The 25,576-nt window shown below is 72.5% G+C and carries 25 protein-coding genes and 1 pseudogene; 10 read left to right on the top strand and 16 right to left on the bottom strand.

What is annotated here, in order from left to right; translation table 11 throughout:
• The first annotated feature begins 20 nt into the window (after positions 1-20).
• Positions 21-158: a trp operon leader peptide gene (locus tag BN1555_RS41670; RefSeq protein WP_141662881.1), complete on the top strand. Its 138-nt coding sequence runs from the start codon at positions 21-23 to the stop codon at positions 156-158.
• Between the two features lie 136 nt (positions 159-294).
• Positions 295-2,205: an anthranilate synthase family protein gene (locus BN1555_RS23600; RefSeq protein WP_093801243.1), complete on the top strand. Its 1,911-nt coding sequence runs from the start codon at positions 295-297 to the stop codon at positions 2,203-2,205.
• Here the strand turns inward: BN1555_RS23600 and BN1555_RS23595 are convergent.
• The 4 genes from BN1555_RS23595 to BN1555_RS23580 all read right to left on the bottom strand — a co-directional run bounded on the left by BN1555_RS23595 (position 2,145) and on the right by BN1555_RS23580 (position 6,122).
• A complete protein-coding gene (locus BN1555_RS23595; protein WP_093803591.1) occupies positions 2,145-3,152 on the bottom strand; it encodes a 2-hydroxyacid dehydrogenase in 1,008 nt (335 codons plus the stop codon). The two genes, BN1555_RS23600 and BN1555_RS23595, sit on opposite strands and share 61 nt — an antisense overlap.
• Before the next feature lie 301 nt (positions 3,153-3,453).
• Positions 3,454-4,134, bottom strand: coding sequence for a response regulator (locus tag BN1555_RS23590; RefSeq protein WP_093801242.1), 681 nt, complete (start codon positions 4,132-4,134; stop codon positions 3,454-3,456).
• Entirely contained in the window at positions 4,131-5,375 is a 1,245-nt protein-coding gene (gene macS / locus BN1555_RS23585) for a MacS family sensor histidine kinase (protein ID WP_176710112.1), read from the bottom strand. Before macS ends, BN1555_RS23590 begins: the two co-directional genes overlap by 4 nt.
• Before the next feature lie 18 nt (positions 5,376-5,393).
• Complete coding sequence (locus BN1555_RS23580) at positions 5,394-6,122, bottom strand: lysophospholipid acyltransferase family protein (protein WP_176710111.1); 729 nt, start codon at positions 6,120-6,122, stop codon at positions 5,394-5,396.
• 170 nt (positions 6,123-6,292) lie between these two features.
• Between BN1555_RS23580 and BN1555_RS23575 the strand changes: the two genes are divergently transcribed.
• Together BN1555_RS23575 and BN1555_RS23570 are read left to right on the top strand one after the other, a co-directional pair.
• Positions 6,293-7,072, top strand: coding sequence for an alpha/beta hydrolase (locus BN1555_RS23575; RefSeq protein ID WP_093801240.1), 780 nt, complete (start codon positions 6,293-6,295; stop codon positions 7,070-7,072).
• Positions 7,065-7,795 (top strand): annotated as a pseudogene (locus tag BN1555_RS23570) (hypothetical protein). The gene BN1555_RS23575 and the pseudogene BN1555_RS23570 overlap by 8 nt, the downstream one beginning before the upstream one ends.
• Before the next feature lie 84 nt (positions 7,796-7,879).
• On the opposite strand, the gene BN1555_RS23565 reads toward BN1555_RS23570, so the two are convergent.
• The 6 genes from BN1555_RS23565 to BN1555_RS23540 all read right to left on the bottom strand — a co-directional run bounded on the left by BN1555_RS23565 (position 7,880) and on the right by BN1555_RS23540 (position 12,909).
• On the bottom strand, positions 7,880-8,638 hold the full coding sequence (locus BN1555_RS23565) for an endonuclease/exonuclease/phosphatase family protein (protein ID WP_093801238.1): 759 nt from the start codon (positions 8,636-8,638) through the stop codon (positions 7,880-7,882).
• Between the two features lie 79 nt (positions 8,639-8,717).
• A complete protein-coding gene (locus tag BN1555_RS23560; protein WP_093801237.1) occupies positions 8,718-9,659 on the bottom strand; it encodes an ROK family glucokinase in 942 nt (313 codons plus the stop codon).
• 56 nt (positions 9,660-9,715) lie between these two features.
• A complete protein-coding gene (locus BN1555_RS23555) occupies positions 9,716-10,204 on the bottom strand; it encodes a DUF5304 domain-containing protein (RefSeq protein ID WP_093803589.1) in 489 nt (162 codons plus the stop codon).
• Positions 10,205-10,324: 120 nt separating this feature from the next.
• Entirely contained in the window at positions 10,325-11,590 is a 1,266-nt protein-coding gene (locus BN1555_RS23550; RefSeq protein WP_093803588.1) for an ArsA family ATPase, read from the bottom strand.
• Between the two features lie 8 nt (positions 11,591-11,598).
• Positions 11,599-12,054 carry an SRPBCC family protein gene (locus tag BN1555_RS23545; protein ID WP_093801236.1) on the bottom strand — a complete coding sequence of 152 codons (456 nt, stop codon included), beginning with the start codon at positions 12,052-12,054 and terminating at the stop codon, positions 11,599-11,601.
• A 105-nt stretch (positions 12,055-12,159) separates the two neighbouring features.
• Positions 12,160-12,909: a metallophosphoesterase family protein gene (locus BN1555_RS23540; RefSeq protein WP_093801235.1), complete on the bottom strand. Its 750-nt coding sequence runs from the start codon at positions 12,907-12,909 to the stop codon at positions 12,160-12,162.
• A gap of 289 nt (positions 12,910-13,198) precedes the next feature.
• On the opposite strand from BN1555_RS23540, the gene BN1555_RS23535 reads away from it, so the two are divergent.
• Positions 13,199-14,995 (top strand): AMP-dependent synthetase/ligase, encoded by a 1,797-nt coding sequence (locus BN1555_RS23535; RefSeq protein WP_093801234.1) that lies wholly within the window; start codon positions 13,199-13,201, stop codon positions 14,993-14,995.
• A gap of 86 nt (positions 14,996-15,081) precedes the next feature.
• On the opposite strand, the gene BN1555_RS23530 is transcribed toward BN1555_RS23535, so the two are convergent.
• The 6 genes from BN1555_RS23530 to BN1555_RS23505 form a co-directional block, all read right to left on the bottom strand.
• A complete protein-coding gene (locus tag BN1555_RS23530) occupies positions 15,082-16,236 on the bottom strand; it encodes a glycosyltransferase family 4 protein (RefSeq protein ID WP_093801233.1) in 1,155 nt (384 codons plus the stop codon).
• Between the two features lie 100 nt (positions 16,237-16,336).
• Positions 16,337-17,584, bottom strand: a complete 1,248-nt coding sequence (locus BN1555_RS23525; protein ID WP_093801232.1) for a hypothetical protein — start codon at positions 17,582-17,584, stop codon at positions 16,337-16,339.
• 53 nt (positions 17,585-17,637) lie between these two features.
• Complete coding sequence (locus BN1555_RS23520) at positions 17,638-18,696, bottom strand: C40 family peptidase (RefSeq protein WP_093801231.1); 1,059 nt, start codon at positions 18,694-18,696, stop codon at positions 17,638-17,640.
• Between the two features lie 251 nt (positions 18,697-18,947).
• Positions 18,948-19,985 (bottom strand): C40 family peptidase, encoded by a 1,038-nt coding sequence (locus BN1555_RS23515; protein WP_093803587.1) that lies wholly within the window; start codon positions 19,983-19,985, stop codon positions 18,948-18,950.
• A gap of 308 nt (positions 19,986-20,293) precedes the next feature.
• Positions 20,294-21,655 carry an NYN domain-containing protein gene (locus BN1555_RS23510; protein WP_093801230.1) on the bottom strand — a complete coding sequence of 454 codons (1,362 nt, stop codon included), beginning with the start codon at positions 21,653-21,655 and terminating at the stop codon, positions 20,294-20,296.
• Positions 21,656-21,686: 31 nt separating this feature from the next.
• The gene (locus BN1555_RS23505; protein ID WP_093801229.1) at positions 21,687-21,929 is read right to left on the bottom strand and encodes a hypothetical protein; all 243 of its coding nucleotides are present in this window, start codon (positions 21,927-21,929) and stop codon (positions 21,687-21,689) included.
• Positions 21,930-22,069: 140 nt separating this feature from the next.
• Here BN1555_RS23505 and BN1555_RS23500 point away from each other — a divergent pair, with 140 nt between their 5' ends.
• The 5 genes from BN1555_RS23500 to BN1555_RS23480 all read left to right on the top strand — a co-directional run bounded on the left by BN1555_RS23500 (position 22,070) and on the right by BN1555_RS23480 (position 25,546).
• Entirely contained in the window at positions 22,070-22,780 is a 711-nt protein-coding gene (locus BN1555_RS23500) for a rhomboid family intramembrane serine protease (RefSeq protein ID WP_093801228.1), read from the top strand.
• Complete coding sequence (locus BN1555_RS23495) at positions 22,777-23,058, top strand: Lrp/AsnC family transcriptional regulator (protein WP_065488891.1); 282 nt, start codon at positions 22,777-22,779, stop codon at positions 23,056-23,058. Before BN1555_RS23500 ends, BN1555_RS23495 begins: the two co-directional genes overlap by 4 nt.
• An 85-nt stretch (positions 23,059-23,143) precedes the next feature.
• A complete protein-coding gene (locus BN1555_RS23490; RefSeq protein ID WP_093801227.1) occupies positions 23,144-23,446 on the top strand; it encodes a small hydrophilic protein in 303 nt (100 codons plus the stop codon).
• Positions 23,394-24,863 (top strand): sensor histidine kinase, encoded by a 1,470-nt coding sequence (locus tag BN1555_RS23485; protein ID WP_093801226.1) that lies wholly within the window; start codon positions 23,394-23,396, stop codon positions 24,861-24,863. The genes BN1555_RS23490 and BN1555_RS23485 overlap by 53 nt, the downstream gene beginning before the upstream one ends.
• Complete coding sequence (locus BN1555_RS23480; protein ID WP_093801225.1) at positions 24,860-25,546, top strand: response regulator transcription factor; 687 nt, start codon at positions 24,860-24,862, stop codon at positions 25,544-25,546. The genes BN1555_RS23485 and BN1555_RS23480 overlap by 4 nt, the downstream gene beginning before the upstream one ends.
• Positions 25,547-25,576: the final 30 nt, after the last annotated feature.

Genomic DNA, 25,576 nt, shown 5'->3' with positions numbered 1-25,576 from the left:
TCCATCCCTCGGCTCACCAGATGAGACGGGCCGGGTCCATGGAACGCGCGGAACGGCGGACATGCATGACGCGCGCGCCCGGGTCCGCTAGGGTTCGGAGCATGTTCGCGCAGACGACTCAGACCTGGTGGTGGACCGCTCATCCGGCGGCCCACTGACAATCGCGCGCACCACTGAACCGCGAAGGCCGCCCGAGAGGCGGCCTTCGGTGTTCCCAGAGGCCGTTCCTCTCCACTCGGCTCCGCGCTCGGGCTCCACTCGGACTCCCCCCCGGACTCGGAAGGAACACCACCGATGCTCATCAGCGCACTACTGGACGACACCCGCCCCTTCGCCCTCCTGCGCAGGCGGACCCCCGGCCACGACCACGACACCGTCGAGCTGCTGATCGGGGACGTGCGCGAGGCCGCGCGCCTCGCCGACGTCCCGGTCGGCTCCGATGACCTGCCCGTGCTCGCGCTGGTGCCGTTCCGGCAGATCAGGGAGCGCGGGTTCGACGTACGGGACGACGGGACACCGCTGAGTGTGCTGGTCGCCGACGAGGCGTACGCCCTGCCGCTCGACGACGTCCTCGCGCAGCTGCCCGCGCACGAGGTGCGGGTCGAGGGCGGGGCCTTCGACATCGCCGACGAGGAGTACGCCGGGATCGTACGGCGGGTCATCGAGGACGAGATCGGGCGCGGCGAGGGCGCGAACTTCGTCATCCGGCGGACCTTCGAGGGCAGCGTCCCCGGGTTCGGGCGGGCCGACGCCCTGGCGCTCTTCCGGCGGCTGCTCGCCGGTGAGCGGGGCGCGTACTGGACCTTCGTCGTGCACACCGGGGAGCGCACGCTGGTCGGCGCGAGCCCCGAGGTGCACGTGCGGATGAGCGGCGGGACCGTCGTGATGAACCCGATCAGCGGTACGTACCGCTACCCGGCCCAGGGCCCGAGCGCCGAGGGGCTGCTGGACTTCCTCGACGACGGCAAGGAGACCGCGGAACTCTCGATGGTCGTCGACGAAGAGCTCAAGATGATGTGCACCGTCGGCGACCGGGGCGGGGTCGTGGTCGGCCCGCGGCTCAAGGAGATGGCCCATCTCGCGCACACCGAGTACGAGCTGCGGGGCCGGACGTCCCTCGACGTGCGCGAGGTACTGAAGGAGACGATGTTCGCGGCGACCGTCACCGGGTCGCCGGTGCAGAACGCCTGCCGGGTCATCGAGCGGTACGAGACCGGAGGACGCGGCTACTACGCGGGCGCACTGGCCCTCGTCGGCCGTGACGCGGGCGGCGCCCAGACCCTGGACTCGCCGATCCTCATCCGCACCGCCGACATCGCACCGGACGGGCGGCTGCGGGTGCCGGTCGGGGCGACGCTGGTGCGCGACTCGGACCCGCACAGCGAGGTCGCCGAGACCCACGCCAAGGCGGCGGGGGTACTGGCGGCGCTGGGGGTGCGTCCCGCGAGGCCGGAGCGCGAGGACGTACTGCCGGGGCTGGCGGACGATCCGCGCGTACGGGAGGCGCTCGACTCGCGGCGCGCGTCCCTCGCGCCGTTCTGGCTGCGGATGCAGGAGCGCACGTCGTCCCTGACCGGACACGCGCTGGTGATCGACGCGGAGGACACCTTCACGGCGATGCTCGCGCATCTGCTGCGCTCGTCCGGGCTCGACGTGTCCGTACGGCGGTACGACGAGCCGGGCCTGCGGGAGGCCGCGCTCGCGCACGAGGGCCCCGTGGTGCTCGGCCCCGGGCCCGGGGACCCCTCCGACGCGGACGACCCCAAGATGCGGTTCCTGCGCGGACTCACGGCGGAGCTGGTGCGCGAACACCGGCACGGACTGCTCGGGGTCTGCCTGGGGCACGAACTGCTGGCGGCCGAGCTGGGCCTGGGGACCGTGCGCAAGCGGGTGCCGTACCAGGGGGCGCAGACCCGGATCGATCTCTTCGGGCGGCCGGAGACCGTCGGTTTCTACAACAGCTTCGTCGCCCGCTGCCGCGAGGACGAGGCGGCGGAGCTGACCGCGCACGGCGTCGAGGTCAGCCGTGACCCGGTCACCGGCGAGGTGCACGCCCTGCGCGGGCCCGGCTTCGCGGGCGTGCAGTTCCACCCGGAGTCGGTGCTGACGCTGCGGGGCACGGCGATCGTGGGCGAGCTGCTCGGTCAGCTCACGGCCGGTTCCGCCGGGACCAGGACGTTCTCGCTGCGGCGGCCCGCCGTGTAGTCGAGGACGTTCCCGAGCGTCGCCTCGACGATCTGGCCGACCGCGTCGACGGTGTAGTACGCCTGGTGCGAGGTGACCAGGACGTTCGGGAGGGTGACGAGCCGGGCCAGGGTGTCGTCGTCGACGACCTCCAGGGACTTGTCCAGGAAGAAGAGCCCGGCCTCCGCCTCGTACACGTCGAGCCCCACTCCGGTGAAGCGGCCCAGGCGCAGTTCACGGACGAGAGCCGCGGTGTCGACGAGACCACCGCGGCTCGAGTTCACGAGGATCGCGTCGTCCTTCATGACGCGCAGCTCGTCGGCACCGATGAGGCGGTGCGTGGCGGGCATCAGCGGCAGGTGCAGGCTGACCAGGTCGGACTCGGCGAGGAGGCGGTCCTTGTCGACGTACTCCATGCCCAGCCCGACGCAGGCGGGGTTCTGGACGAGGTCCCAGCCGAGCAGGTTCATGCCGAAGCCGTGGGCGATACGGGTGAACGCCTCGCCGATCTTTCCGGTGCCGAGGACACCGGCCGTACGGCCGCGCATGTCACGGCCGAGGAGCCCGTCGAGGCGGAAGTCGAAGTCGCGGGTGCGTCCGGCGGCGCGCACGATGCGGCGGTTGACGGCCATCGCGAGGGTCCAGGCGAATTCGGCGACGGAGTACGGCGAGTAGTACGAGACGCGGGCGACCGTCAGGCCGAGCTGCCCGGCGACGTCGAGGTCGATGTTGTTGAAGCCGGTGGAGCGCTGGGCGATCATCCTCGTTCCGCCGGCGGCGAGCGCGCGCAGGACGCCCGCCCCCAGATCGGCGTTGACGCTGGTGCTGATGATCTCGTGGCCGGCCGCGATGGGGGCGGTGTCCTCGCTGAGGAAGACATCGAGACAGCGGATGTCGTGGTGGCCGGCGAAGGCGTTCTCGATCAGTGGTCTCTCGTCGGACTGCACACCGAATGCCAGGATTTCCACGACGTCTCCCGGGAGGAGCGAAAGCAGAGACAGGGGCCGTACCGCGGACATCGCGAATATACGGCCCGTGTCTTCGTCCCGCTCGGCCGAAGAAGCCCCCGGCCCCGGCGCAGAGCTCCGGGCCGGCCGTCCTGAGCCGCGCCGCCGCCTCCCCGGTCGGCACTCCGGCCCGCTCGGGGCTCTCCCTTCGCCCCGTTCGGCTGTGCCGCGCGCGGCCACGCCGGTGGCGGCCCGGGACACGACGGCGCGGGGCGGAGGGGCGGTCCGGGGCCGCCCCGGGCTCACGGGCCCACCGGGCGTGCTAGGCGTCGTCGAGGCCGCGTTCGATGGCGTAGCGGACGAGTTCCACGCGGTTGTGCAGCTGGAGCTTGCCGAGGGTGTTCTGCACGTGGTTCTGGACGGTGCGGTGCGAGATCACCAGGCGCTCGGCGATCTGCTTGTACGAGAGCCCCTTGGCGACCAGCCGCAGCACCTCGGTCTCGCGGTCGGTGAGCTGGGGCGCCTTCGGCTCGTTCGGCGAGGCCGCGGGCACCGGGTCGGAGGCCAGCCGGCGGTACTCGCCGAGGACCAGGCCCGCCAGGCCCGGGGTGAAGACCGGGTCGCCGGCGGCCGTGCGCCGTACCGCGTCGATGAGCTCGTCGGGCCCCGCGGACTTCAGCAGGTAGCCCGTCGCGCCGGACTTCACCGCTTCCAGTACGTCGGCGTGCTCGCCGCTCGCGGACAGCACGAGGACCCGCAGCGCCGGGTCGGCGCCGACGAGCTCCTTGCAGACCTGGACGCCGGGCATGCCGGGGAGGTTGAGGTCGAGGACGAGGACCTGGGGTCCGACGGCCTGGGCTCGGCGCACCGCCTGCGGCCCGTCGCCCGCCGTGGCGACCACGTCGAAGCCCGCGGCTTCGAGGTCGCGGGCGACCGCGTCCCGCCACATCGGGTGGTCGTCGACGACCATCACCCTGATCGCCTGCTGCTGCTCTTCGCTCATCGCCCCTGTCCTGCCTTCCCCCGTGGAACCTTCAGTTCTACTTCCGTGCCCTGCCCCGGCACCGAGATCAGCTCGGCGGTGCCCCCGATGTCCCGCAGCCGCCCTCGGATCGACAGGGCGACCCCGAGGCGCCCCTCCCCCTCGGCCTGCGCGAGCCTGCCCTCGGGGATGCCGGGGCCGTCGTCCCGCACCGTCACGATCACTTCCTGCGGCCAGTCCTCGACCAGGATCCAGGCCCGGGCGTCCTCTCCCGCGTGTCTGCGAACATTGTCCAGTGCGGCACCGACAGCCGCCGCGAGCTCCCGGGCCGCCGCCGCTTCCAGCAGGACCGGGGCGCCGGGCTCGGCGAAGGTGACCCTGGAACCGGCGTGCGGGGCGAGCAGGGAGCGCAGATCGCAGGGGCGTCCGTCGCCCGTGCCGCCGCCCTCGTCGCCGTCGTCCACCTCGACCGTACGGACCACCGCGCCCTGCGCGGCGTCCTCCGAGGCGCGCGTCGCCGGTACGAGGCCGCTGGAGACCAGGGAGCGCAGGGCGATCTCCTGCTCCCCGGCCATCCTGCCCAGTTCGGCCGCCTCGCCGCCGAGGGCCGCGCCGCGCCGCTGCACCATGGCGAGGACCTGGAGCACGCTGTCGTGGATGTCACGGGCGAGGCGCTCGCGCTCGCGGGTCGCGGCCTCGATCTCCAGGGCGCGGGCGAGGGTGCGCTCGGAGGCGCGGGCGACCTCGACGACGTAACCGATCGCGATGGAGGCGACCCACACCAGCAGGACGTTGTGGAGGGTGTCCCGGCTGGGGTGGCCGCGCTCGACGATGTTGGCGGCGGCGACGAAGGAGGAGGCGAAGGCCGCCCAGCGCCAGCCGCCCTTGATGGCGAACGCGAGGACGGAACCCGCGGTCCATATCGACGGCAGGGTGGAGCCGTCGACCCGCTGCGCGTGGAAGTCGGCGAGCGGGGTGAGCAGGATGCCGGTCAGGGCGACGGCGAGGTCGACGCCGAGGAAGCGCTTGGTGCAGCTCGCCGCGTTCGCCACCTTGGGGAGCGTGACGAGGGTCCAGAGGGACATCACCGCGAGGAAGGCGACGGCCACCCACGGACGCTCGAACTTCTCCCGGGTGAACACGAAGAGGAACACCGCGTAGAGCATCGTCAGGACGCGGTAGGCGGTGAGCGCACGCCACAGCGGCTGCTCGACCGACATGCGTACGACCCGCTCGCGCCGGGCCTTGGCCATCATCCCCATCCCCCCGGACGGACGCGGTTACGCGCCGCCCTGCTCCGCCTTCTCGGCCTTGGCGGCCTTCTCCGCGTCGGCGATCCGGCGCTTCGCCGCCGTCGCGTAGATGTCGACGTACTCCTGGCCGGAAAGCTTCATGATCTCGTACATGACCTCGTCGGTCACCGACCGCAGGATGAACCGGTCGCCGTCCATCCCGTGATAACGGCCGAAGTCCAGCGGCTTGCCGATCCTGATCCCCGGCCGCATCAGCTTGGGCATGACCTTGCCGGGCGGCTGGATCTTCTCGGTGTCGATCATCGCGACCGGGATCACGGGAGCGCCGGTGGCGAGCGCCACGCGCGCGAGGCCGCCCGGTTTGCCGCGGTAGAGACGGCCGTCGGGCGAGCGGGTGCCCTCGGGGTAGATGCCGAAGAGGCCGCCGCCCCTGATGACCTGGATGCCGGCCCTGATCGCCGCCTCGCCCGCGCCGCGCGCGCCCGAGCGGTCCACGGGCAGCTGGCCGACGCCCTTGAAGAAGGCGGCGGTGAGCTTCCCCTTCACACCGGGCGAGGTGAAGTACTCGGCCTTGGCGATGAAGGTGACCTTGCGGTCGAGGACGGCGGGCAGGAAGAAGGAGTCCGAGAAGGACAGGTGGTTGCTCGCGAGGATCGCCGGGCCCTCGGCGGGGATGTTCTCCAGTCCCTCCACCCAGGGCCTGAAGGCAGCCTTCAGTGGCCCTCCGATGGAGAACTTCATTGCGCCGTAGATCAACCGAGTGCCTTCCCTGTGTCTGTCGACAAGACCATAACCGGTGCGGGGCCTGCGCTCTCTCCGCACAAGGCAGCCCGACGGACCTGGTCGGTGTCGGTCCGGTCGCGTACGGTGAAGTACATCGTGCGCACCCCCCTTCGCCGTCCAAGACTCATGAACAGGAGACCCCGGTGCCGGTCCTCCCTGGAGCCGAGCCGTTCCGCCACGAGGGCGGAGAGGTCGGCGTCCTCCTCTGCCACGGCTTCACCGGTTCCCCGCAGTCCTTGCGCCCCTGGGCCGGCCACCTGGCCGAGCGCGGACTGACCGTCTCCCTCCCGCTGCTGCCCGGCCACGGCACCCGCTGGGAGGACATGCAGCTCACGGGCTGGCAGGACTGGTACGCGGAGGTCGACCGCGAACTGCGCGTGCTGAGCCGGCAGTGCAGCCAGGTCTTCGTCTTCGGGCTCTCCATGGGCGGGGCCCTGACGCTGCGCCTGGCCGCGAAGCACGGGGACGCGATCAGCGGGATCGCCGTGGTCAACCCGGCGAACAAGGTGCACGGCCTGTCGGCGTACGCGCTGCCGGTGGCCCGCCATCTCGTACGTACGACGAAGGGGCTGCGCAGCGACATCGCCAGGACGGGGGTGGAGGAGGTCGGTTACGACCGCGTCCCGCTGCACGCGGCCCACTCCGTGCGGAACTTCTTCCGGATCGTCGACTCCGAGCTGCCGCAGGTGACCCAGCCGATGCTGCTCCTGCACAGCCCGCAGGACCATGTGGTGCCGGCGGCCGACTCGGCCCGCATCCTCAGCCGGGTCTCGTCGACGGACGTCACCGAGATCCTGCTGGAACAGAGCTACCACGTCGCGACGTTGGACCATGACGCGGAGCGGATCTTCGACGAGAGTGATGCGTTCATCGGCCGCCTCGCTCCACGTGCCGGGAAGAAGGGGAGCACCACCGGTGGCTGAGCACGACGCGGAACCCGCGGGCCGCGAGGAGGGGCGGGAGCCGGACGAGACGGCGGGGGCTGCCGAGGCGGCCGCCACCGGAGCGCCCGCTGCCGGGCGCCCGCCGGGCCGTCCGCCGGGCCTCCTGCCGACGAGGACGCGGCGTGGGCCGCGATCGTCGCCGGGTACGGCGAGGAGCCGCCGGATCCGCCGGGCGCGAAGCCGTTCAAGCCGATCGAGGACCTCTTCCTGCCGGAGGGCGACGACGACCTCAACGGCACCGGCACCGGTACCGGCCGGCCGGAGGAGCCGCTGGAGAAGGGCCCGGAGGCCGGAGCGGACACCGGGACCGGGACCGGGACCGGGCAGGAGGACACGGACCCGGATCCGGACAGGCCGCTCGGCAGCTCCGTCGTCTTCGCCCCCGGCATCGGCGGCCCGCGCAACTACTCCCTGGCGGAGCCGCGCGAGGACGACCTCGACGGGAGCGACGAGGGCCACTTCGTCCCGCCGGAGCCGCCCCCGCTGCCGCCCGCCGACGCCACGGCCAAGTTCGCCTGGATGGCGGTTCTCGGCGGCCCGCTGCTGCTGCTCGCCGCCGTGCTGTTCGGGTGGGACATGACGTGGTGGCTGACGACACTCGGCGTCGGCGGCTTCCTGGGCGGCTTCGCCACGCTGGTGGCGCGGATGACGCACGACGACGACGAGGACGGCGACGACCCCGGCCGCGGCGCGGTCGTGTAAAGGCTTTCCTCCGCCCCTCCCCCGTGTCCTCACGCACTGGGCGGGCTCGGATCGGGCCCGTCCGGTGCGAGCACACGCCCGCGCCTAGGCTGCCGGGACCCGCAGCGCCGCCAGCACCGGCAGGTGGTCCGTGGCCGCCCTCACGTCCGCCTCCGGGAGGTCCGGCGGGACGCCGCAGCCCAGGACTTCGATCCCCGGCGTCGCGAAGACCGCGTCGATGCGCTGGTGGGGGTCTTCCGGGGTCGAGGTGAACTCCCCGCCCCACGGTTTCGCCGCCCAGCAGTCCTGGAGCTCACCCGCCAGCCGGCGGAAAGTACGCCCGTCCGGCCGGTCGTTGAGGTCGCCGCCCACGACCGCGTGCTCCACGCCCATCTCCCCGACACGGTCGAGCAGCATCCCGCCCTGCGCGTACCGCTCCTCGCCCTGGAGGCTGAGGTGGCAGCTCAGTACGCCGAACCGGGCGCCCCCGATCCGTACCACCGCCGTCGCGAACCCCCGCTGGTGCAGCCCCGGCGTACGCGGCAGCAGCACGTCCTCCGTACGCTCCACCGTCACGCGCAGCGAGCACAGCAGCAGCGGCCCCGAAGCGGTGGCTCCGCCGCCGAGCACCACCAGGCCGCTGTGGGCGGCGAGCCACGCCGCGCGCTTGCGCCAGCGGAAGAACCTCGGCGCCTCCTGCACGAGGACGAGGTCGGGCTCGCAGGCGGCGATCACCCGGGCCAGCGCCTCGCGGTCGTCGCGCATGGAGCGGATGTTGTAGCTGAGGACACGGATCACGGCCGAACCGTCCGGCTCGGTACGGGAAGCGGGCAGCGTGCTCGTCGCAGTCCTACTCGTCGCCATGCGGATCAAGATACGGAAATGCCCGCCGCGCCCCAAGAGGGCATGGCGGGCACTCCGCACACGTACGGACGTGCGGGCGTCAGCCCTGGCGGGCCAGGTCCGCCGCCCCGACGAGGCCGGCCTTGCCGCCCAGCTGCGCCGCGAGCACCTGCGCGTGCGGACGCCACTGGCCGCCGATGAGCCAGCGCCGGAAGGACTTGCGGATGGGGTCGAGGACGAGTTCGCCCTCGTCCGAGACACCGCCGCCGACGATGAACGCCGACGGATCGAAGAGCGAGGCCAGGTCGGCCAGGCCCGCGCCCGCCCAGCGGGCCAGCTCGCGGAAGGAGTCGACGGCCACCGGGCAGCCCTGCCGGGCGGCCTCGCTGACGTGCTTGCCCTCGATGCCCTCGACCGTGCCGTCGCCCAGGGCGAGGAGGATCCGGGCGTTCTCGGGGGTGGCGTTGGCGCGCTGCTTGGCGTACCTGACAAGGGCCCGCCCGGACGCGTACTGCTCCCAGCAGCCCTGGTTGCCGCAACCGCACAGCAGGCCGTCGGGGACGACCCGGATGTGGCCGAACTCGGCGGCCACGCCGAATCGTCCGCGGCGCAGCTTGTTGCCGATGATGATGCCGCCGCCGAGACCGGTGCCGAGGGTGATGCAGATGACGTCCTCGTGGCCCTGGCCGGCGCCGAACTTGTACTCGCCCCAGGCCGCCGCGTTCGCGTCGTTCTCGACGACGACCGGCAGACCGACGCGCTGCTCGACCTTGTCCTTCAGCGGCTCGTGCCGCCAGTGGATGTTCGGCGCGAAGAGAACGGTGGCGCGCTTGTCGTCGACGTACCCGGCGGCGCCGATGCCGACCGCGTCGATCTGGTGGCCCTTGCCCGCCTCCGAGACGGCCGCGCAGATCGCGTCGACGATGCCTTCGGCAGTCGACGGAGTGGGCACCTTGTGGGTGTCGAGAATGGCGCCCTCTTCGTCGACCACGCCTGCCGCGATCTTCGTGCCGCCGATGTCGACGCCGATGGTGAGTCCCATGTGTCCCTCAGTTTTCGGTCGAGCCCCGCTAGGGGCAACCGTACCCGAGGCCCGGCTCAGTCCAGATCGATGTGGGTGCTCGACGAGGGGCCTTCGGGGCCGTCCTCGCCGTCGGCGCCGTCCTTCTTGCGCTCTTCCGGCTTGCCCTCCTCCGGCTGCGACGGGCCGCGGGTCCAGCGGCCCTCCTGGCCCTGGACGGCGGAGCGGTAGGCGGCGAGCAGCTCGTTGCCGGCCGCGGCCAGGTGGTCGAAGACCTCCGGGTTGCGCTCGATGACCGGCTCGACGGCGGACTTCGCCTGGCTGATGAACTGGCTGACGGCGCCCTGCGCGGCCATGCCGGGCAGCGCCGACTGGAGGGAGGCGACCTTGTCGGCGACGGCGTCGACGAGCTTGCGCAGCTCCTCGGCGGCGGACCCCGGCTGCGCCCCGCCGTCCTGGGCACGACGACGGGCCCTCTCGGCGGCGAGATCCTCGGCGCACGCCTTCGCCCACGCGTCGGCGTCGGGGGCCTCGGCGGGATCAGGGGAGAAGGGGGCCCCTCCCATGCTCTTCGAGCCGTGGGGGAGCTCGGTGGCATCGCTCATGGCGGACTCCTGCGACAGGGGGCGGTTCGTACCGTACGTACGCCTCGTACCACTGACGTTACCCGAACGGCGGCAGGCGGTTCACTTGGTCTGCGGCCACAGCCGGGGGTCCGGCGTGAACCGGACCTTCAGCACGCCGCCCGTCAGGCCCGCGCCCGAGACGTCGCAGCGGCGCAGGGCGGAGGGCAGCGGCAGGATCCGGCGGAACGGGCCCGCGTCGATGACGAGTTCGTCGCCCCGGCGGACCAGGCCGATCTCCTCCTTCACGGCGCCGGGCAGCGGCAGGTGCCAGACGAGGACGCCGTCGTCGGCGAGCCGGTCCTCCACGGACCAGGGCCCGGCCGCTTCCCCGCGCCCCGGCTCCACCGCGAGGGCCCCGTCCCCGGCCAGCGCGTCCAGGTCGTCGAGACCGCGCGGGTCGCGGCCGAGGTGACGCACCTCGCGGACCGGCGCCACCCGCTGCCACACGTCGCCCCACTCGGCCAGACACTTCTGCTGCTGGGCGGAGAGCGTCGCGAGCCAGGTGTCCGGGGAGTCCTGCGGCAGCGTCCGGTTCGCCGTGACCGCGTCGACGCCGAGGCCGAAGAGGGCCAGTCCGGTACGGGCGGTGCGCAGGGCGTCGGCCCCGGCGGGCCCGGGCTCGGCTACCAGCCGTACGGTCGTGCCGGGGTCGGCGAGCAGGGTCTGGACGGCGGCCAGTTCCCCGTCCCAGCGGGCGGCCGTCTCGTACAGCCACTGCGCGGGCATCGGGACACCGGCGAGCTGGGCGAGCATGGGCCGCAGCGCGCGGGCCGCCTGCCGCTCGGGCGGCAGCAGCCGGCGCAGGTAGCGGCGCAGCTGTTCGGGGAGGGCGAGGACGGCGAGGGCCGAGGGCAGTGGCGGCAGGTCGGCCACCACCAGGTCGTACGTTTCCGAAAGGCCGCCGGTGCCGTCGCCGGCACCGGCCTCGGCGCAGGCGCGCAGGGCGCGCAGGAGGGCGAACTGCTCGCCGCCCGGGAGCTCGGTCAGTTCCTCGGCGGCCAGCCGGTTCGCGCCGAGCAGGTCGAGTATGGAAGCCGCCCGCTCCTGGAGCGCCAGGAGCTCTGCGCGGAAGTGGGCGCCGGAGTCGAGCCGGGCGGCCCAGAGCCCCGGGGCCGCCTCGACGGGCGCGGGGCCGGTCGCCGTGCCCAGGGCCGCGCCCAGGGTGTCCGTCGCGTCGGTGGAGAGGACGAGGACCTTTCCCCGGCCTCCCGGCCGCGTCCGGGAAGGGGAGGACCCGTCCCCGCCGCGTGCCGCCGCGAGGGCGGTCGCCGCGGCGACCGTGGTGCGGCCCGCGCCGCCGGGGCCGGTGACGAGGACCGTACGCATGCGGGACATCAGCCCTTCGGCTGGCTCGGGTGGCTCTCGACGCGCTTCTTCAGACCGGCCAGGGCGCGGTCGATGATGACCTTCTCGGCCTTGCGCTTGATCATGCCGAGCATCGGGATCTTGACGTCGACGGTCAGCCGGTAGGTGACCTCGGTGCGGCCGCCGTCCAGCGGGACGAGGCTGTACGAACCGTCGAGGGCGCGCAGCATCTGGGACTTGACCAGCGTCCAGCTGACCTCGTTGCCACCGGTCCAGGTGTACGCGAGGGTGTGGTCGTCCTTGATCGCGCCGGCGTCCAGGAGCAGGCGCACCCGCTCGGCGCGGCCCTCGGCGTCGGTGGCCAGGACCTCGGCCTCCTTCACCTCGCCGGTCCACTCGGGGTAGCGGGCGAAGTCGGCGATCACGCCCATCACGTCGGCCGGCGCCGCCTCGATCGTGATGCTCGAGCTGGTGTGTTCCGCCATCGCTGTGGCTCCTCCAGTGCGGTTCCGGTCAGGGGACGGGGGTTTCGGGGGCATGTCCGCGTGAAGGCTACCGCGATCGGCCGGGGGCCCGTCACCGCTCCGGACTCACCACTCCAACGCCCAGGGGCGGCCGGTGGACGCGAAGTGACCGACGTTCACGCATTCCGTCGCGCCGACGCGCATGCGCCGGGCCAGCGGCTGGTGGACGTGGCCGAAGAGCGCGTACCGGGGGCGGGTACGGCGGATCGCGTCGAGCAGGGCCCGACTGCCGCGCTCGAACCGGCGGGCGACGGTGTCGTACACGAGCTCGGGGACCTCGGGCGGAATGTGCGAGCACAGCACGTCCACCTCGCCCAGCGCCTCGACCTTGGCGGCGTACTCCTCGTCGTCGATCTCGTAGGGCGTGCGCATCGGCGTCCTGAGGCCGCCGCCGACGAAGCCGAAGACGCGGCCGCCGATCTCGACGCGCTCGCCGTCGAGGACGGTGGTGCCGGGCCCGGCGTACTCGGGCCACAGCTGCGGCATGTCGACGTTGCCGTAGGTGGCGTACGTCGGGGTGGGGAACGCCGCGAAGAGTTCGGCGTACTGCTTGCGCACCGCCTTCTCGGTGGCGGCCGCCCGGTCGATGCCCTCCCACAGCCTGCGGCCGAGCTCGCGGGCCTCCTCGAAGCGGCGGGCGGTGCGCAGCTCGACGATCAGGTCCGCGTTCCGCGTGCCGAAGAGGTCGGGGAAGATACCGCGGGAGTGATCGGCGTAGTCGAGGAAGAGCACCAGGTCACCGAGGCAGACGAGCGCGTCGGCGCCGTCTCCCGCCCTGGCCAGGTCCCTGGCGTTCCCGTGTACGTCGCTGACCACATGGACTCGCATGACGATCACCCTAGGACGCCCGCCCGGGACTGGGTAGAGGGGGTCGGACCTGCGGTTACTTCCGGGTTGCCGCCGGATTGGACTAGTCTGCGCGGAGCACCGCCGCGACGTGTGACGCAGCGAACATCTGGTCTTGCCCCCCTATCGGGAACCGACTACTGGTGGGTAACGTCCGGGCAGTCCAAACGTGCTCACCCCACTGAGCACCTGCCCGGTCTTGGACCGCAGTCGACGCGCACACCGACGTGGCGCCGGCGCCCGATGAGGAGCAGCAGTCTTGCGCGAGTTCAGCCTTCCGGCCCTGTACGAGGTCCCCTCGGACGGCAACCTGACAGATCTCATCCGCCGCAACGCCACGCAGCACCCAGAAGTGGCGGTCATGAGCCGCAAGGTCGGGGGCGCCTGGACCGATGTCAACGCCACCGAGTTCCTCGCCGAGGTCCGCGCCGCCGCCAAGGGCCTGATCGCGGCCGGCGTGCGGCCGGGAGACCGGGTCGCCCTGATGTCCCGCACCCGCTACGAGTGGGTGCAGCTGGACTTCGCGATCTGGAGCGCGGGCGCGGTGACCGTGCCGGTGTACGAGACCAGCTCCGCCGAGCAGGTGCAGTGGATCCTGGGCGACTCCGGCGCGGTGGCCGTGATCGTCGAGAGCGGCGCGCACGCCGCCGCCGTCGAGTCCGTACGCGACCGGCTGCCCGCCCTGGAGCACGTCTGGCAGATCGACGGGGGCGCCGTGGAGGACCTGTGCGCCTCGGGCGCCGGGGTCACGGACGAGACGGTCGACGAGCGCAGCGCGAGCGCCAAGGCGGACGACCCGGCCACGATCGTCTACACCTCCGGCACCACCGGCCGCCCCAAGGGCTGCGTGCTCACGCACCGCAGCTTCTTCGCGGAGTGCGGCAACGTCGTCGAGCGCCTGAAGCCGCTGTTCCGTACGGGCGAGTGCTCCGTACTGCTCTTCCTGCCGGCCGCGCACGTCTTCGGCCGGCTGGTCGAGGTGGCGTCGGTGATGGCGCCGATCAAGCTCGGCTGCGTACCGGACATCAAGAACCTCACCGACGAACTCGCCTCCTTCCGGCCGACGATGATCCTCGGTGTGCCGCGCGTCTTCGAAAAGGTCTACAACTCGGCCCGCGCCAAGGCGCAGGCGGACGGCAAGGGTAAGATCTTCGACAAGGCCGCGGACACCGCGATCGCCTACAGCCGCGCGATCGGCACCCCGCAGGGCCCGTCCTTCGGCCTGAAGCTCAAGCACAAGGTCTTCGACAAGCTGGTCTACAACAAGCTGCGCGCGGTGCTCGGCGGCCGCGGCGAGTACGCGATCTCCGGCGGCGCCCCGCTGGGCGAGCGCCTCGGCCACTTCTTCCGCGGCATCGGCTTCACCGTCCTCGAGGGGTACGGCCTGACCGAGTCGTGCGCGGCCACCGCCTTCAACCCGTGGAACCGGCAGAAGATCGGTACGGTCGGCCAGCCGCTGCCGGGTTCGGTCGTGCGGATAGCGGACGACGGCGAGGTGCTGCTCCACGGCGAGCACCTCTTCTCCGGCTACTGGAACAACGAGAGCGCCACCGTCGAGGCGCTGACCGACGGCTGGTTCCACACCGGCGACATCGGCACGCTGGACGAGGACGGCTACCTCGCGATCACCGGCCGCAAGAAGGAGATCATCGTCACGGCGGGCGGCAAGAACGTCGCCCCCGCGGTGATCGAGGACCGCATCCGGGCGCACGCCCTGGTCGCGGAGTGCATGGTGGTGGGCGACGGGCGGCCGTTCGTGGGCGCGCTGGTCACCCTCGACGAGGAGTTCCTCGGCCGCTGGGCCGCCGAGAACGGCAAGCCGGCCGGTTCGACCGCGACGGCGCTGCGCGAGGACCCCGAGCTGCTCGCGGTCGTCCAGCAGGCGGTGAACGACGGCAACGCGGCGGTGTCCAAGGCCGAGTCGGTGCGCAAGTTCCGCGTGCTGGCGGCCCAGTTCACCGAAGAGGCCGGACACATCACGCCGTCGCTCAAGCTGAAGCGCAACGTGGTGGCGAAGGACTTCGCCGACGAGATCGAGGCGCTCTACCGGGGCTGACGGCCCGGCGCCGGTGGAGTCCCGGAGCCGGGACTCCACCGGCCGCCCCGCACGGCGTCGCCCCCTCGGCCCCCCGCCTCATTGCCTCACAGCAATGCCTTCAGTTCCTCCGCGAGCAGGTCCCAGCGCCACTTCTCCTCGACCCACTCCCGGCCCCGCTCCCCCATCCGCCGCCGCAGCTGCGGGTCCTGGAGCAGCGTGACGATCCGCTCCGCGGACTCCTCGGCCGCGACCTCAGCGGGCCCGCCGCGCACCACCCAGCCCGTCTCCCCGTCCAGTACGGCGTCGGGCGCCCCGCCCGAGTCGCCCGCCACCACCGGCAGCCCGGTCGCCGACGCCTCCAGGTAGACGATGCCGAGCCCTTCGACGTCGAGCCCGCCCCGGCGCGTACGGCACGGCATCGCGAAGACGTCGCCCGCGCCGAAGTGCGCCGGCAGCTCCGCCCACGGCACCGGCCCGGTGAAACGCACCGCGCCGGCGACCCCGGTCTCGGCGGCCAGCCTCCTCAGCTCCTTGGCGTACGGCCCGCCGCCCACGACCAGCAGCACCGCGTCGGGCACCTCGCGCAGGATCCGGGGCATCGCCAGGATCAGCGTGTCCTGGCCCTTGCGCGGCACCAGGCGGGACACGCACACCACCACGGGCCGGCCGGCGAGCCCGAGCCGCTCACGGACCGCGCCGCCGCCGGAGCCGGGATGGAAGGTCTTCTCGTCGACGCCGGGCGGCAACTGGACCATGCGCGCGGCGGCCTCGGGCGTGAGCGCGGCCGCGATCCGCGAGCGGGTGTACTCGCCGAGATAGGTGATCGTGTCCGTACCCTCGCCGATCCTGCGCAGCAGCTGCCGGGAGGCGGGCAGCTGGGCCCAGCCCGCCTCGTGGCCGTGCGTGGTGGCGACGATCCGCTCCGCTCCCGCCCTGCGCAGGGCGGGAGCCATCAGTCCGAGCGGCGCGGCCGCCCCGAACCACACGGACCCGCAGCCGTGTTCGCGCAGCAGCCCGGCCGCGCGCCGGGTGACGCGCGGCGTCGGCAGCAGCATCGTCGTCCGGTCGCGCACGACGGTGAACGGCTGCTCGGCGTCGAAGGCCGCGGTGGCAGCCGCGCCCTCGCTGCCGCGCTTCCAGGTGGAGGCGTAGACGACGAGCTGCCCGGGGTCCAGGCGCAGCGCCATGTTGTGCAGGAACGCCTGGATGCCGCCGGGGCGGGGCGGGAAGTCGTTGGTCACGATCAAGGTCTTGTGCATCGCCGCCGACAGTACCGAACGGCCCGGCCCGCCGGCGCGACAGGCCGGGCACCGCGCCCCCGCGGAGCCTCTCCCCGCCCGCCCCGCCCCGGCTCCGCGGTTACGCGAGCCGCTCCCGCACGTACGCGCGCCACCGCGCCGTGAAGTCCTCCGGAGTCGTGTCCAGCACCTCGTGCATCGCCTTCTCGACCGCGCCCTCGCGCCGCCCGTGCCCGCCGACCGCCCGGTAGAAGGCCGTCAGCCTCTCCTCGCCCCACTCCTGCGCGATCAGCGCACAGGCCAGCCAGCCGCCCTCGTACGAGCGCGCCAGCGTGTCCGCGTCCGCCTCCGCGTCCGCCTCCGCGTCCGCGCCGAAGCCGAACTCCTGGTCCGTCGGCAGTGCGGTGGGCAGGTCCATCTTCCGCACGGCCCGGCCGAGTTCGGGGGCGGCCTCGCTCGCGGTGCGCCCGGTCCCCCGGTACGCCGCCCAGTCGGCGAAGCCCTCCGAGAGCCACATCGGGGTGGCGGCCGAGGTGTCGGCACGGGTGGCGACATGGGCGGCCTCGTGGGTGAGGACGATCTGCTGTCCGAAGCCGCCGAGCAGCGCGTACGCCTCGGGGTTGACGATCACCCGGTCCGCCGGCGCGGCGCCCGAGCCGCCCGTCTTCCCGGTGGTGACGGCCGCAATGCCCCGGTACCCGGCCGCCGGAGCGCCGAGCAGCGAGCCCATGGAGTCGAGCGAGGGGGGCACCAGGACCACCAGGCGCCGCGCCCACCGGCCCGGCCAGGCCCGGTCCGCCGCCTGCACCGCGCGGTCGGCGGCGTCCGCCATGGCGCGCAGCCGCTGCTCGTCCTGGCCTGCGCCGAGGACCAGGCTGCGTGCGCCGCGTACGACCGTGACCTCGCCCTGCTCCCAGAACTGGCGCCCGCCGCCGCTGCCCGGGTGCTCGGCGGCGACGTACCAGCGCCCGTCCCGCCGGACCAGGTCCAGCCGCTCGGCCGCCTTCACGGGCGCGTCGTCGTACCCGTCGAACCGGTAGCGCAGCTCGACCTCGGCGGTGGCGCGTTCCGCGCTCGTACGGTCGAGGGCGGTCAGCCGGTACTCCCAGGAGCGCAGCGGCACCTGCGCGAGGTTCGCGAACTCCCTGCGCTCCGCCGCCCGCAGGCTCGCCGCCACCGGGTCGAGGGCGGCGAGATACGCGCTCTCGTCACGGTCGACGACGGCCGCCGCCCTGCGGTCCAGTGCCCGCCGGATGTCCTGGGCCGCGGTGTCCGCCGGCTCCCCGGGGGCCGCGCACCCGGACGCGAGCAGGAGCGCGGCGAGGAACGCGGCGGGGCCCGGCCCCGCCCACCGCTGCCACCGAGTCACGCGCCGCCGTCCTGCCACCCGGCCGATCGTACGGGCCCCGGTGCGCGACCGGGTCAGACCCGGGTCACCGAGGAGACGGGCATCATGCCGACCGGGTCGTAGCGCACCGGGGCGCCGGGGTAGGGCGCGTGCACCACCTGGCCGTTGCCCATGTACATCCCGATGTGGCTCGCGTCGTCGCGGTACGCCACGAGGTCGCCGGGCTGCGCCTGGTCAAGGGGAACCTGCCGTCCGGCGTACCGCTGTGCCTGCGAGGTGCGCGGCAGGGAGACGCCCGCCTGCGCGTACGACCACTGGGTGAGGCCCGAGCAGTCGAAGCCGGTCGGGCCGTTGGCGCCCCAGACGTACGGCTTTCCCACGGCCTGCCGCGCGGCCGACACGGCCGCCGAGGCCCGCGACGAGGCGGGCGCTCCCGCCGCCTCGGCCGGCACGGCCGTGGGAGGCGTCCCGCTGCGGCCGGAACGGGACGCCCGGTCGTCGAACTCCTCGCGCTCGGCGGACGACAGGGAGTTGAGCAGCCGCCGCGCCTCGGCGAGCTTGCGCTCCACGGTGCGCTTGTGGCGGGCGACGGCGGCCCGGCTGCGCTCCAGCTCGCCGAGGGCGGCGGAGGTCTCCGCGCGTTCCTGGCTCAGCTCGCGCTGCGCGGACCGCAGTTCGGTCAGGGCGGCGGCCTGGCGGGCGCTGACGCGGCCGAGTGCCGCGGCCTTGGAGAGGTAGCTGTCGGGGTTCTCGGTCAGCAGCAGGGCGAGTGCCGGGTCCATGCCGCCCTCCCGGTACTGGGCGCCCGCGATCGCGCCGAGCGCGCCCCGCATGCGGTTGATGCGCTCCTGGCCGCGCGCGGCCTCGTCCCGGGCCCGGTCGACCTGTTCGCGCAGCCGGCCCGCGCGCTCGTCGGCCTCGTTGAACCTCTCGGTGGCCTGCTCGGCCTGCTCGAAGAGCCGGTCGACCCGCGCCTGGGTGGCCGAGGAGGTGGCCGAGGAGGTGTCGTGGGGGTCGGCGCCCGCCGACGGGGCGGCGAACGCTGCCGCCGCCGTGGCCGCGGCAGCGGACAGAACTGTGACCCGGGCGCTCTGTGTGAGGCCGGACTGTGAAGGACGCCGATGGATCGTCACAGGAAGCCGCACTCCCTTCCGCTGTGTGCAGCCCCCTGCCGCCCGGGCGGGCGGACCGATGGACCGGGGAGCTGCGCGTGCAGACAGTAGCGGTGCGATCACACGGTGACCAAAGGCCGCGCCGGGCACAGACAGTGACGCCCCGCCGGAGAACCAGGTCACCGGCGGGGCGGACAGTCAGCGGACGTTGCCGGAATTCGCCCGAACGGGCGGTGTGGCGACGGCCTTCGGCGTTCGTCGGGCGTGCGCCGTCAGATACGCACGCCGAACTGGAAGGTACCCAGGTACTCCATCGCCTCGTAGCGGACGTTGGTTCCCGGGTAAGGGGCGTGCAGCACCTGCCCGTTGCCGGCGTAGAGCCCCACGTGGGAGAGGTTGCTGAAGAACACCAGGTCGCCGGGCTTGAGCTCACCGCGGCCGATCTTGGTGCCGTCGTTGTGCTGCGTGTACGTGGTCCGGGTGATGGAGACACCGGCCTGGGCGTACGCCCACTGGGTCAGCCCGGAGCAGTCGTACGAGCTGGGGCCGGATCCGCCGGAGACGTACGGCTTGCCGATCTGGGTGGCGGCGGCGGCCAGTGCCGCGGCGCCGCGCCCGGAAGCGGCCTGCTCCTTGCCCAGCTCCACCCGGTCGCCGACCGCGCGGCTGGCGCGCTGCTCCTTCTCCCGCTCCTTCTCCCGCATCTCTTCCCGCTCCTCGGCGGTGAGCGTGTTGAGAAGGCGCTGCGCCTCGGCGAGCTTGCCCTGGAACTTCTTCTTCTTGTCGCCGAGTTCCTTGCGCACGTCCTCGAGGTCGGCGAGCTTGTCGGTCGCCTCGGCGCGCTGCTGCGCGAGGGCGCGCTGCTTCGCCTGGATCTTCTCCAGCGACTCGGCCTGCTTGGCGCTCAACTGGTCGATCGCGCCGGCCTTGTCGAGGTAGCTGTCCGGGTCGGTGGAGAGGAAGAGCTGCACGGAGGGGTCGATGCCGCCGGAGCGGTACTGCGCGCTGGCCACCGAACCGAGCTGGCCGCGCAGGTCGTTGAGGTCCTCCTGGCCGCGGGCGACCTTGTCCTGGAGGTTGTCGACCTCTTCCTTGAGCTCGTCCTGCCGCTCCTTGGACTGGTTGTACTTCTCCGTGGCCACCTCGGCCTCGTGGTACAGCTTGTCGACCTTGGCCTTGACTTCGCTCTTGGACGGCTTGGGATCGGCCTGAGCGGTCTGGGACGTGAGAGCGACGGCTGCGGCTGCGGTCGCTGTGAGCACAGTCACACGAGTGCGGCTCGGCTGCTTGGGACGACGGTGGGACGCCACGAAGGCGAGCTCCTTCTTCCTCGAGCCGCCTACCGGGGCGGGGGACGTCGTCCCCGGCTCCACGATTCGGTTCCCCCGCGGAACTTGGACCGAATTGCATGGACTCGGCGGTACCTCCGCTGCCGCCCCGGGTGGGCGATCAACCGTGCGAAGGTTCGAGGGCAGACCTTAGTGACCTTCTTGTGATCAGATCAAATCCCAAGGGCTAAAAACTCACCCCCTGGTCACATTATTTACTTACATCACACGCGTAGTAATGGCCACTTGACGTTACGTTTCCTCAATCCGGGCATTGCGCCGAAGAGTCATTAGACGCGCGAAAGCCGCTTCAGCAGCAAGGCGGACGCGACCGGCCGGGCGCCCACCTTCGCGACCCCGTCGGCCACTTCGCGGTCGGTGGAGGCCACCACCACGGGCCGCCCCGGCGGCTCCGCCCGTACGAGCTGCCTGATGAGCTCGTCGGCGGTCACCCCCGGCTTGCTGAACAGCACGCGGACGCCGCGCGGCGGCGCGAGCAGTACCGGCGCCACCAGTTCCGCCCCGTCGAAGACGCACGTCACCTCGGCGCCCGTCTGCGCCGCGAGCATCGACAGACCGCCCAGGAGCCGCAACCGCTGCTTGTCCAGCGGCATCTGCGGATAGCCGGTCTTGGTGACGTTGTAGCCGTCCACGACCAGATGGCACTGCGGCAGCTCCAGCAACTGGTCGAGCAGCGCGGGGTCGGTCTCGGAGAGCGCCCTGGCCGCGATGTCCTTGGGGCTCATACGACCCGGTTCGACGGCCTCCACCGTGTCGGCGGGGTGCACGGACGCCGGCGGCAGGGCCAGTTCGCGGCGCAGCCCCTGGGCGGCGTCCAGCACCGTGTCGAGCAGCAGCCGCACCCGCATGTCCTCCATGCTGCGGCCTTCGCGCACCGCCCTGCGGCTCGACTCGACGGCCGCCTCCGCCTCGCCGAGCCGGGTCCTGAGCCGCCGCGCCTCGCTCTCGGCGGCGGCGACCTGGGCGGCGGCCTCGGTCCTGAGCGCCTCGGTCTCGGCGTTCGTACGGCGCAGGGCGGCCTCGCCGCGCTTCACGTCGCTCAGCGCGCTGCGCAGTTTGCGGTGGAGTACGTCGGCTTCCTTGCGGGCGGCCTCCAGCTCCGTGCGGAGCCGCTCGGTCTCGGTCTTCGTGTGTTCGCGCGCCTGCGCGAGCTCCCCGCGCAGCCGCTCCAGCTCGCGCTGGGCGACCTCGTCGGCGCGCTCGGCGTCCGCCCGCAGGGCCTCCTCGCCCGCGGCCGCCACCAGCTTGACCCAGCCGACGGGACGCAGCACGTACGCCGCGGCCGCCACGTCGGCGGGGTCGGCGGCGGCCGGGGGGGCACCGGACTCCAGCGCGCGGGCGAGCTCGGGCTGCGCCTCGCGCAGCCGCTCGCCGATGCGCTGGCGGAACACCGGGTCCCCCTCCAGGGCCGCGGCCATCGCGTTGCCCGCGAACTTGGCGCGCCGGGTCGGGGTGAAGCGGGCGTACTGCCTCAGCTGGGTCGGGAGTTCGGCGACGGTGAGCCCGCCGAAGGCGTCCGAGACCAGCGCGACGACCTTGTGCCGTACGCCTTCGGGCAGCGGGCGGTCGAGCACCTCCGCGACGTCCCCGGCCGAATCGGCCGGTTCAGCGCCGCTTGCATGCTCCACGATCCGTCACCCCACTACTTCTCGGCCGGTCCTCTCAGGAGCCGGCACCCGGCCTGTCCACCAGTTCGATCTGGTCCACCGCGTTGCACCAGCGGCAGCGCACGGACTCGATGGTCTCACTGACCACCTCGCGTTCCTCGACCTTCGGCTCTCCGGCCAGGTCGAGGTGGACGTACTCGACCACCTTGGACGAGCGGGTCACATCGAAACGCGTGAGGTTGCCGCACAGGGCGCAGCGCCACCGGGTCTCGGCAGTCGGCAGGGGAACCGTGGTCATCGTGCGTCCTCTTTCTTTGTGCCTACTGCCCGTAACCCTACGGCCTCACGGGTACCCCATGCGGCGGACAGTCCACCGTGCGGGACGGGGCCCGGCGAGGCGATCCGCCCCGCCCGTTCCCGTTACGGGATGATCCGGGCATGATCAGTTGGCGGAAAGCGGCCCGGGGGCCCGTGGTGACGTACGGCGCCATCGGCCTCTGCTGCCTGGTCTTCGCCCTCGGCCCCCTCTCCGGGCTCAATCCGTCCTACGGCACCGGCGACATGCTCCTCGCCACACAGAGCGCGTACTTCGAGCGCTGGGGGGTGATCCCGCGCGAGCTGCTGAGCGGCACCCCGGCCGCGCTGGTCACTCCGCTCACCGCCCTGTTCGTGCACGGCAACTGGCTGCACCTGCTGGGCAACATGCTCTTCCTGTACGTCTTCGGGGTGATGACCGAGGAACGGATGGGCCGCGTCCCGTTCATCCTGTTCTCCGTGGGCTGCGGCTACCTCGCCCTGCTCGCGTACGCCGTCGCCCACTCCGGTTCCGAGGAGACGCTGGTGGGAGCTTCGGGAGCGATCTCGGCGGTGCTCGGCGCGTTCCTCTTCCTCTTTCCCAGCGCCCGCGTCACCAGCCTGTTCCCCTTCCTCCTCTTCCTGCCGCTGCGCTTCCCCGCGTGGATCGTCCTGATCTTCTGGTTCGTCCTGCAGTGGCTGGCGGCGCGCAGCGCGGACCCGGGGCCCGGAGTGGCGTATCTCGCACATGTGGCGGGGTTCTGCGCGGGCTTCCTCTACACCTGGGGGCGTTACCGGCGTACGGATAGAGTGAAGACCTCAGCGTCGGCCACCCAGGGAGAAAGCCAACCGTGATCACCGCGATCGTGCTCATCAAGACCAGCGTGGACCGGATCCCCGAGATCGCGGAGTCGATCGCCGCGCTGGACAGCGTCAGCGAGGTCTTTTCCGTCACCGGTACGTACGACCTGATCGCCATGGTCCGCGTGGCCAGGCACGACGACCTGGCGGACGTCATCCCCGGCCGGATCAGCAAGATCCCCGGCGTCGAGGGCACCGACACGCATGTCGCGTTCCGCACGTACTCGCAGCACGACCTGGAAGCGGCCTTCGCGATCGGGCTCGACGCGTAACGCCTCCGGCTTCCCGGCGCGCACATGAAGGTTTCTTCATCCCGGCCTCATCCGGGCTCCACGCGCCCCCACCACGATGGCGTCCATGGCTTTCTCCCACCGGTTGGCGACACTCGCGGCCGTCGTCGCAATCCCGCTCGGCATCGCCGCGACCAGCTACGCCCTGACCGACAGCCCCGAGCCGCCGAAGGTGCCGTCCAAGGTCGAGCTGGAGAGCACCGCTCCGGGCACCCGGCCGCCCTCGCCCCGTACGACTCCGGGCACCACACCCGGTGCCACTCCCGGCACCACTCCGAGCGACGCGGTCGTCCCGGGCCCCACGGCCACGAACGGCGATGCCGACGACGACTCGGACGCCGACGACGACGATCCCGGTGAGAAGGACTGAATCGCGCAGGATCTCCGCGCGGGTCCGCATCCTGCTGTGGCTGCTGGCGGTGATGGCGGTGGCACTGGGTGCCGTGGCGACCACCACCCGCTCGATCCTGCTGCGGGACCTCGACCACCGGATCGGCCGGCTGCTCACCCAGGAGACCCGTGAGTTCGCGAACTTCGTGGACCAGGGAGTCGACCCGGCCACCGGCGGCCGCTTCGGCGAACCGCGCAGGCTGCTCGAGGTCTTCCTGCAACGCCAGTACTCCGACCCGGACGAGGAACTGCTCGGCCTCACCCGGTCACCGAACCCCGTGCCGGACGTGCTGCGCCAGCCCCGTGACATCCCGGTAGGCACCCCCCTGCACCGGGACCGGGCCTCGCTCGCCGAGATCTTCGCCTCCGACGCGTCCTCGGGCACCCTGCGCAGGCCGCAGGGCGAGGTCCGCTGGGCCAAGGTCGAGATCGCCCCGGCCGGCGCCGCGCCGCACGCCGCCTTCGTCGTCGCCTTCCACGCGGAGAACGAGCGGGCCATCGCGGAGGAGGCGTTCCGTACGCTGCTGGCCATCTCGGGGGTGGCGCTGCTGATGACCACCGGCATCGGCTGGGCGGTCGCGGGCCGCATCCTCGCCCCCGTACGGGTCGTGCGTACGACAGCGGCGCAGCTCACCGAGCAGGACCTCACCCGGCGCATCCCCGTCCAGGGACGGGACGACATCGCGGCGCTCGCCGAGACCTTCAACGCCATGCTCGACCGGCTGGAGCGGGCGTTCGCCGCGCAGCGGGAGTTCGTCGACGACGCCGGCCACGAGCTGCGCACGCCCATCACGATCGTGCGCGGCCATCTGGAGCTGATGGGCGACGACCCGGCCGAACGCGAGGAGACCGTACGTCTGGTCACCGACGAGCTCGACCGGATGAGCCGCATCGTCGAGGACCTGCTGCTGCTCGCCAAGGCGGAGCGTCCCGACTTCGTGACGCCGGAGCCGGTGCAGCTGGCCGAGCTGACGGCGGACGTCTACGTGAAGGCGCGCACCCTGGGCGACCGCGCGTGGGTACTGGACACGGTCGCCGACCGGGAGGCGCACCTCGATCCGCAGCGCATCACGCAGGCGATGGTGCAGCTCGCGCAGAACGCCGTGCAGCACACCGTGCCGGGGCAGCGGGTGCACATCGGCTCGCGGGCCCGCGAGGGCCGGGCCGAGTTGTACGTGGCCGACAGCGGGCCGGGCGTACAGGAGCAGGACACCGAAGTGATCTTCGAACGGTTCCGGCGCGGGACGGCGCGGCGCGGGGCGCGCGGGACCGGCGCGGGGCTCGGTCTGTCCATCGTCAAGGCGATCGCCGAGGGGCACCGGGGCCGCGTCGAGCTGCGCCCCACCGAGGGCGGCGGGGCCACCTTCGTACTCGTCATCGGACTGGAGGACCAATGAGCAGGATTCTCATCGTCGAGGACGAGGAGCGCATCGCCTCCTTCGTGGAGAAGGGCCTGCGCTCCAACGGCTTCACCACGACGGTCGCCTCCGACGGTGAGACGGCGTACGACTACGCCTGCACCGGCGGCTTCGACCTGGTCGTCCTCGACATCGGGCTCCCCGGCAAGGACGGCTTCACGGTGCTGCGCGAGATGCGCGAGGCCCGGGTGAGCGTGCCGGTGATCGTCCTGACGGCGCGCGATTCCGTACGGGACACGGTGGCCGGCCTCGAAGGCGGCGCCGACGACTGGATGACCAAACCCTTCCGCTTCGAGGAGCTGCTCGCCCGGGTCCGGCTGCGGCTGCGCACGGCGGCGCGGGCGCCGGAGGTCACGGTGCTGCGCAGTGGCGGGCTGTCACTGGACCTGCGGACGCGCAGGGCGCGGTCGGGCGAGCGGACGGTGGACCTGACGGCGCGTGAGTTCGTGCTGCTGGAGCTGTTCCTCCGCCACCCGGACCAGGTCCTGTCGCGCGAGCAGATCCTCTCCCACGTGTGGGGCTACGACTTCGACCCCGGTTCGAACATCGTGGACGTGTACGTCCGGGCCCTGCGCAAGAAGCTGGGCGCGGAGCGCGTCGAAACGGTGCGCGGCATGGGCTACCGCCTTCCCACGGGGCAGGAGGCCGGCCGCACCGGGTGAAGTTCCCTTCATGAACGGCTCATGCGAGGC

The sequence above is a fragment of the Streptomyces sp. Wb2n-11 genome, assembly GCF_001049855.1.
GTDB classification, from domain to species: Bacteria; Actinomycetota; Actinomycetes; order Streptomycetales; family Streptomycetaceae; genus Streptomyces; species Streptomyces altiplanensis.
This window is presented reverse-complemented; position numbering and strand designations above follow the sequence as displayed.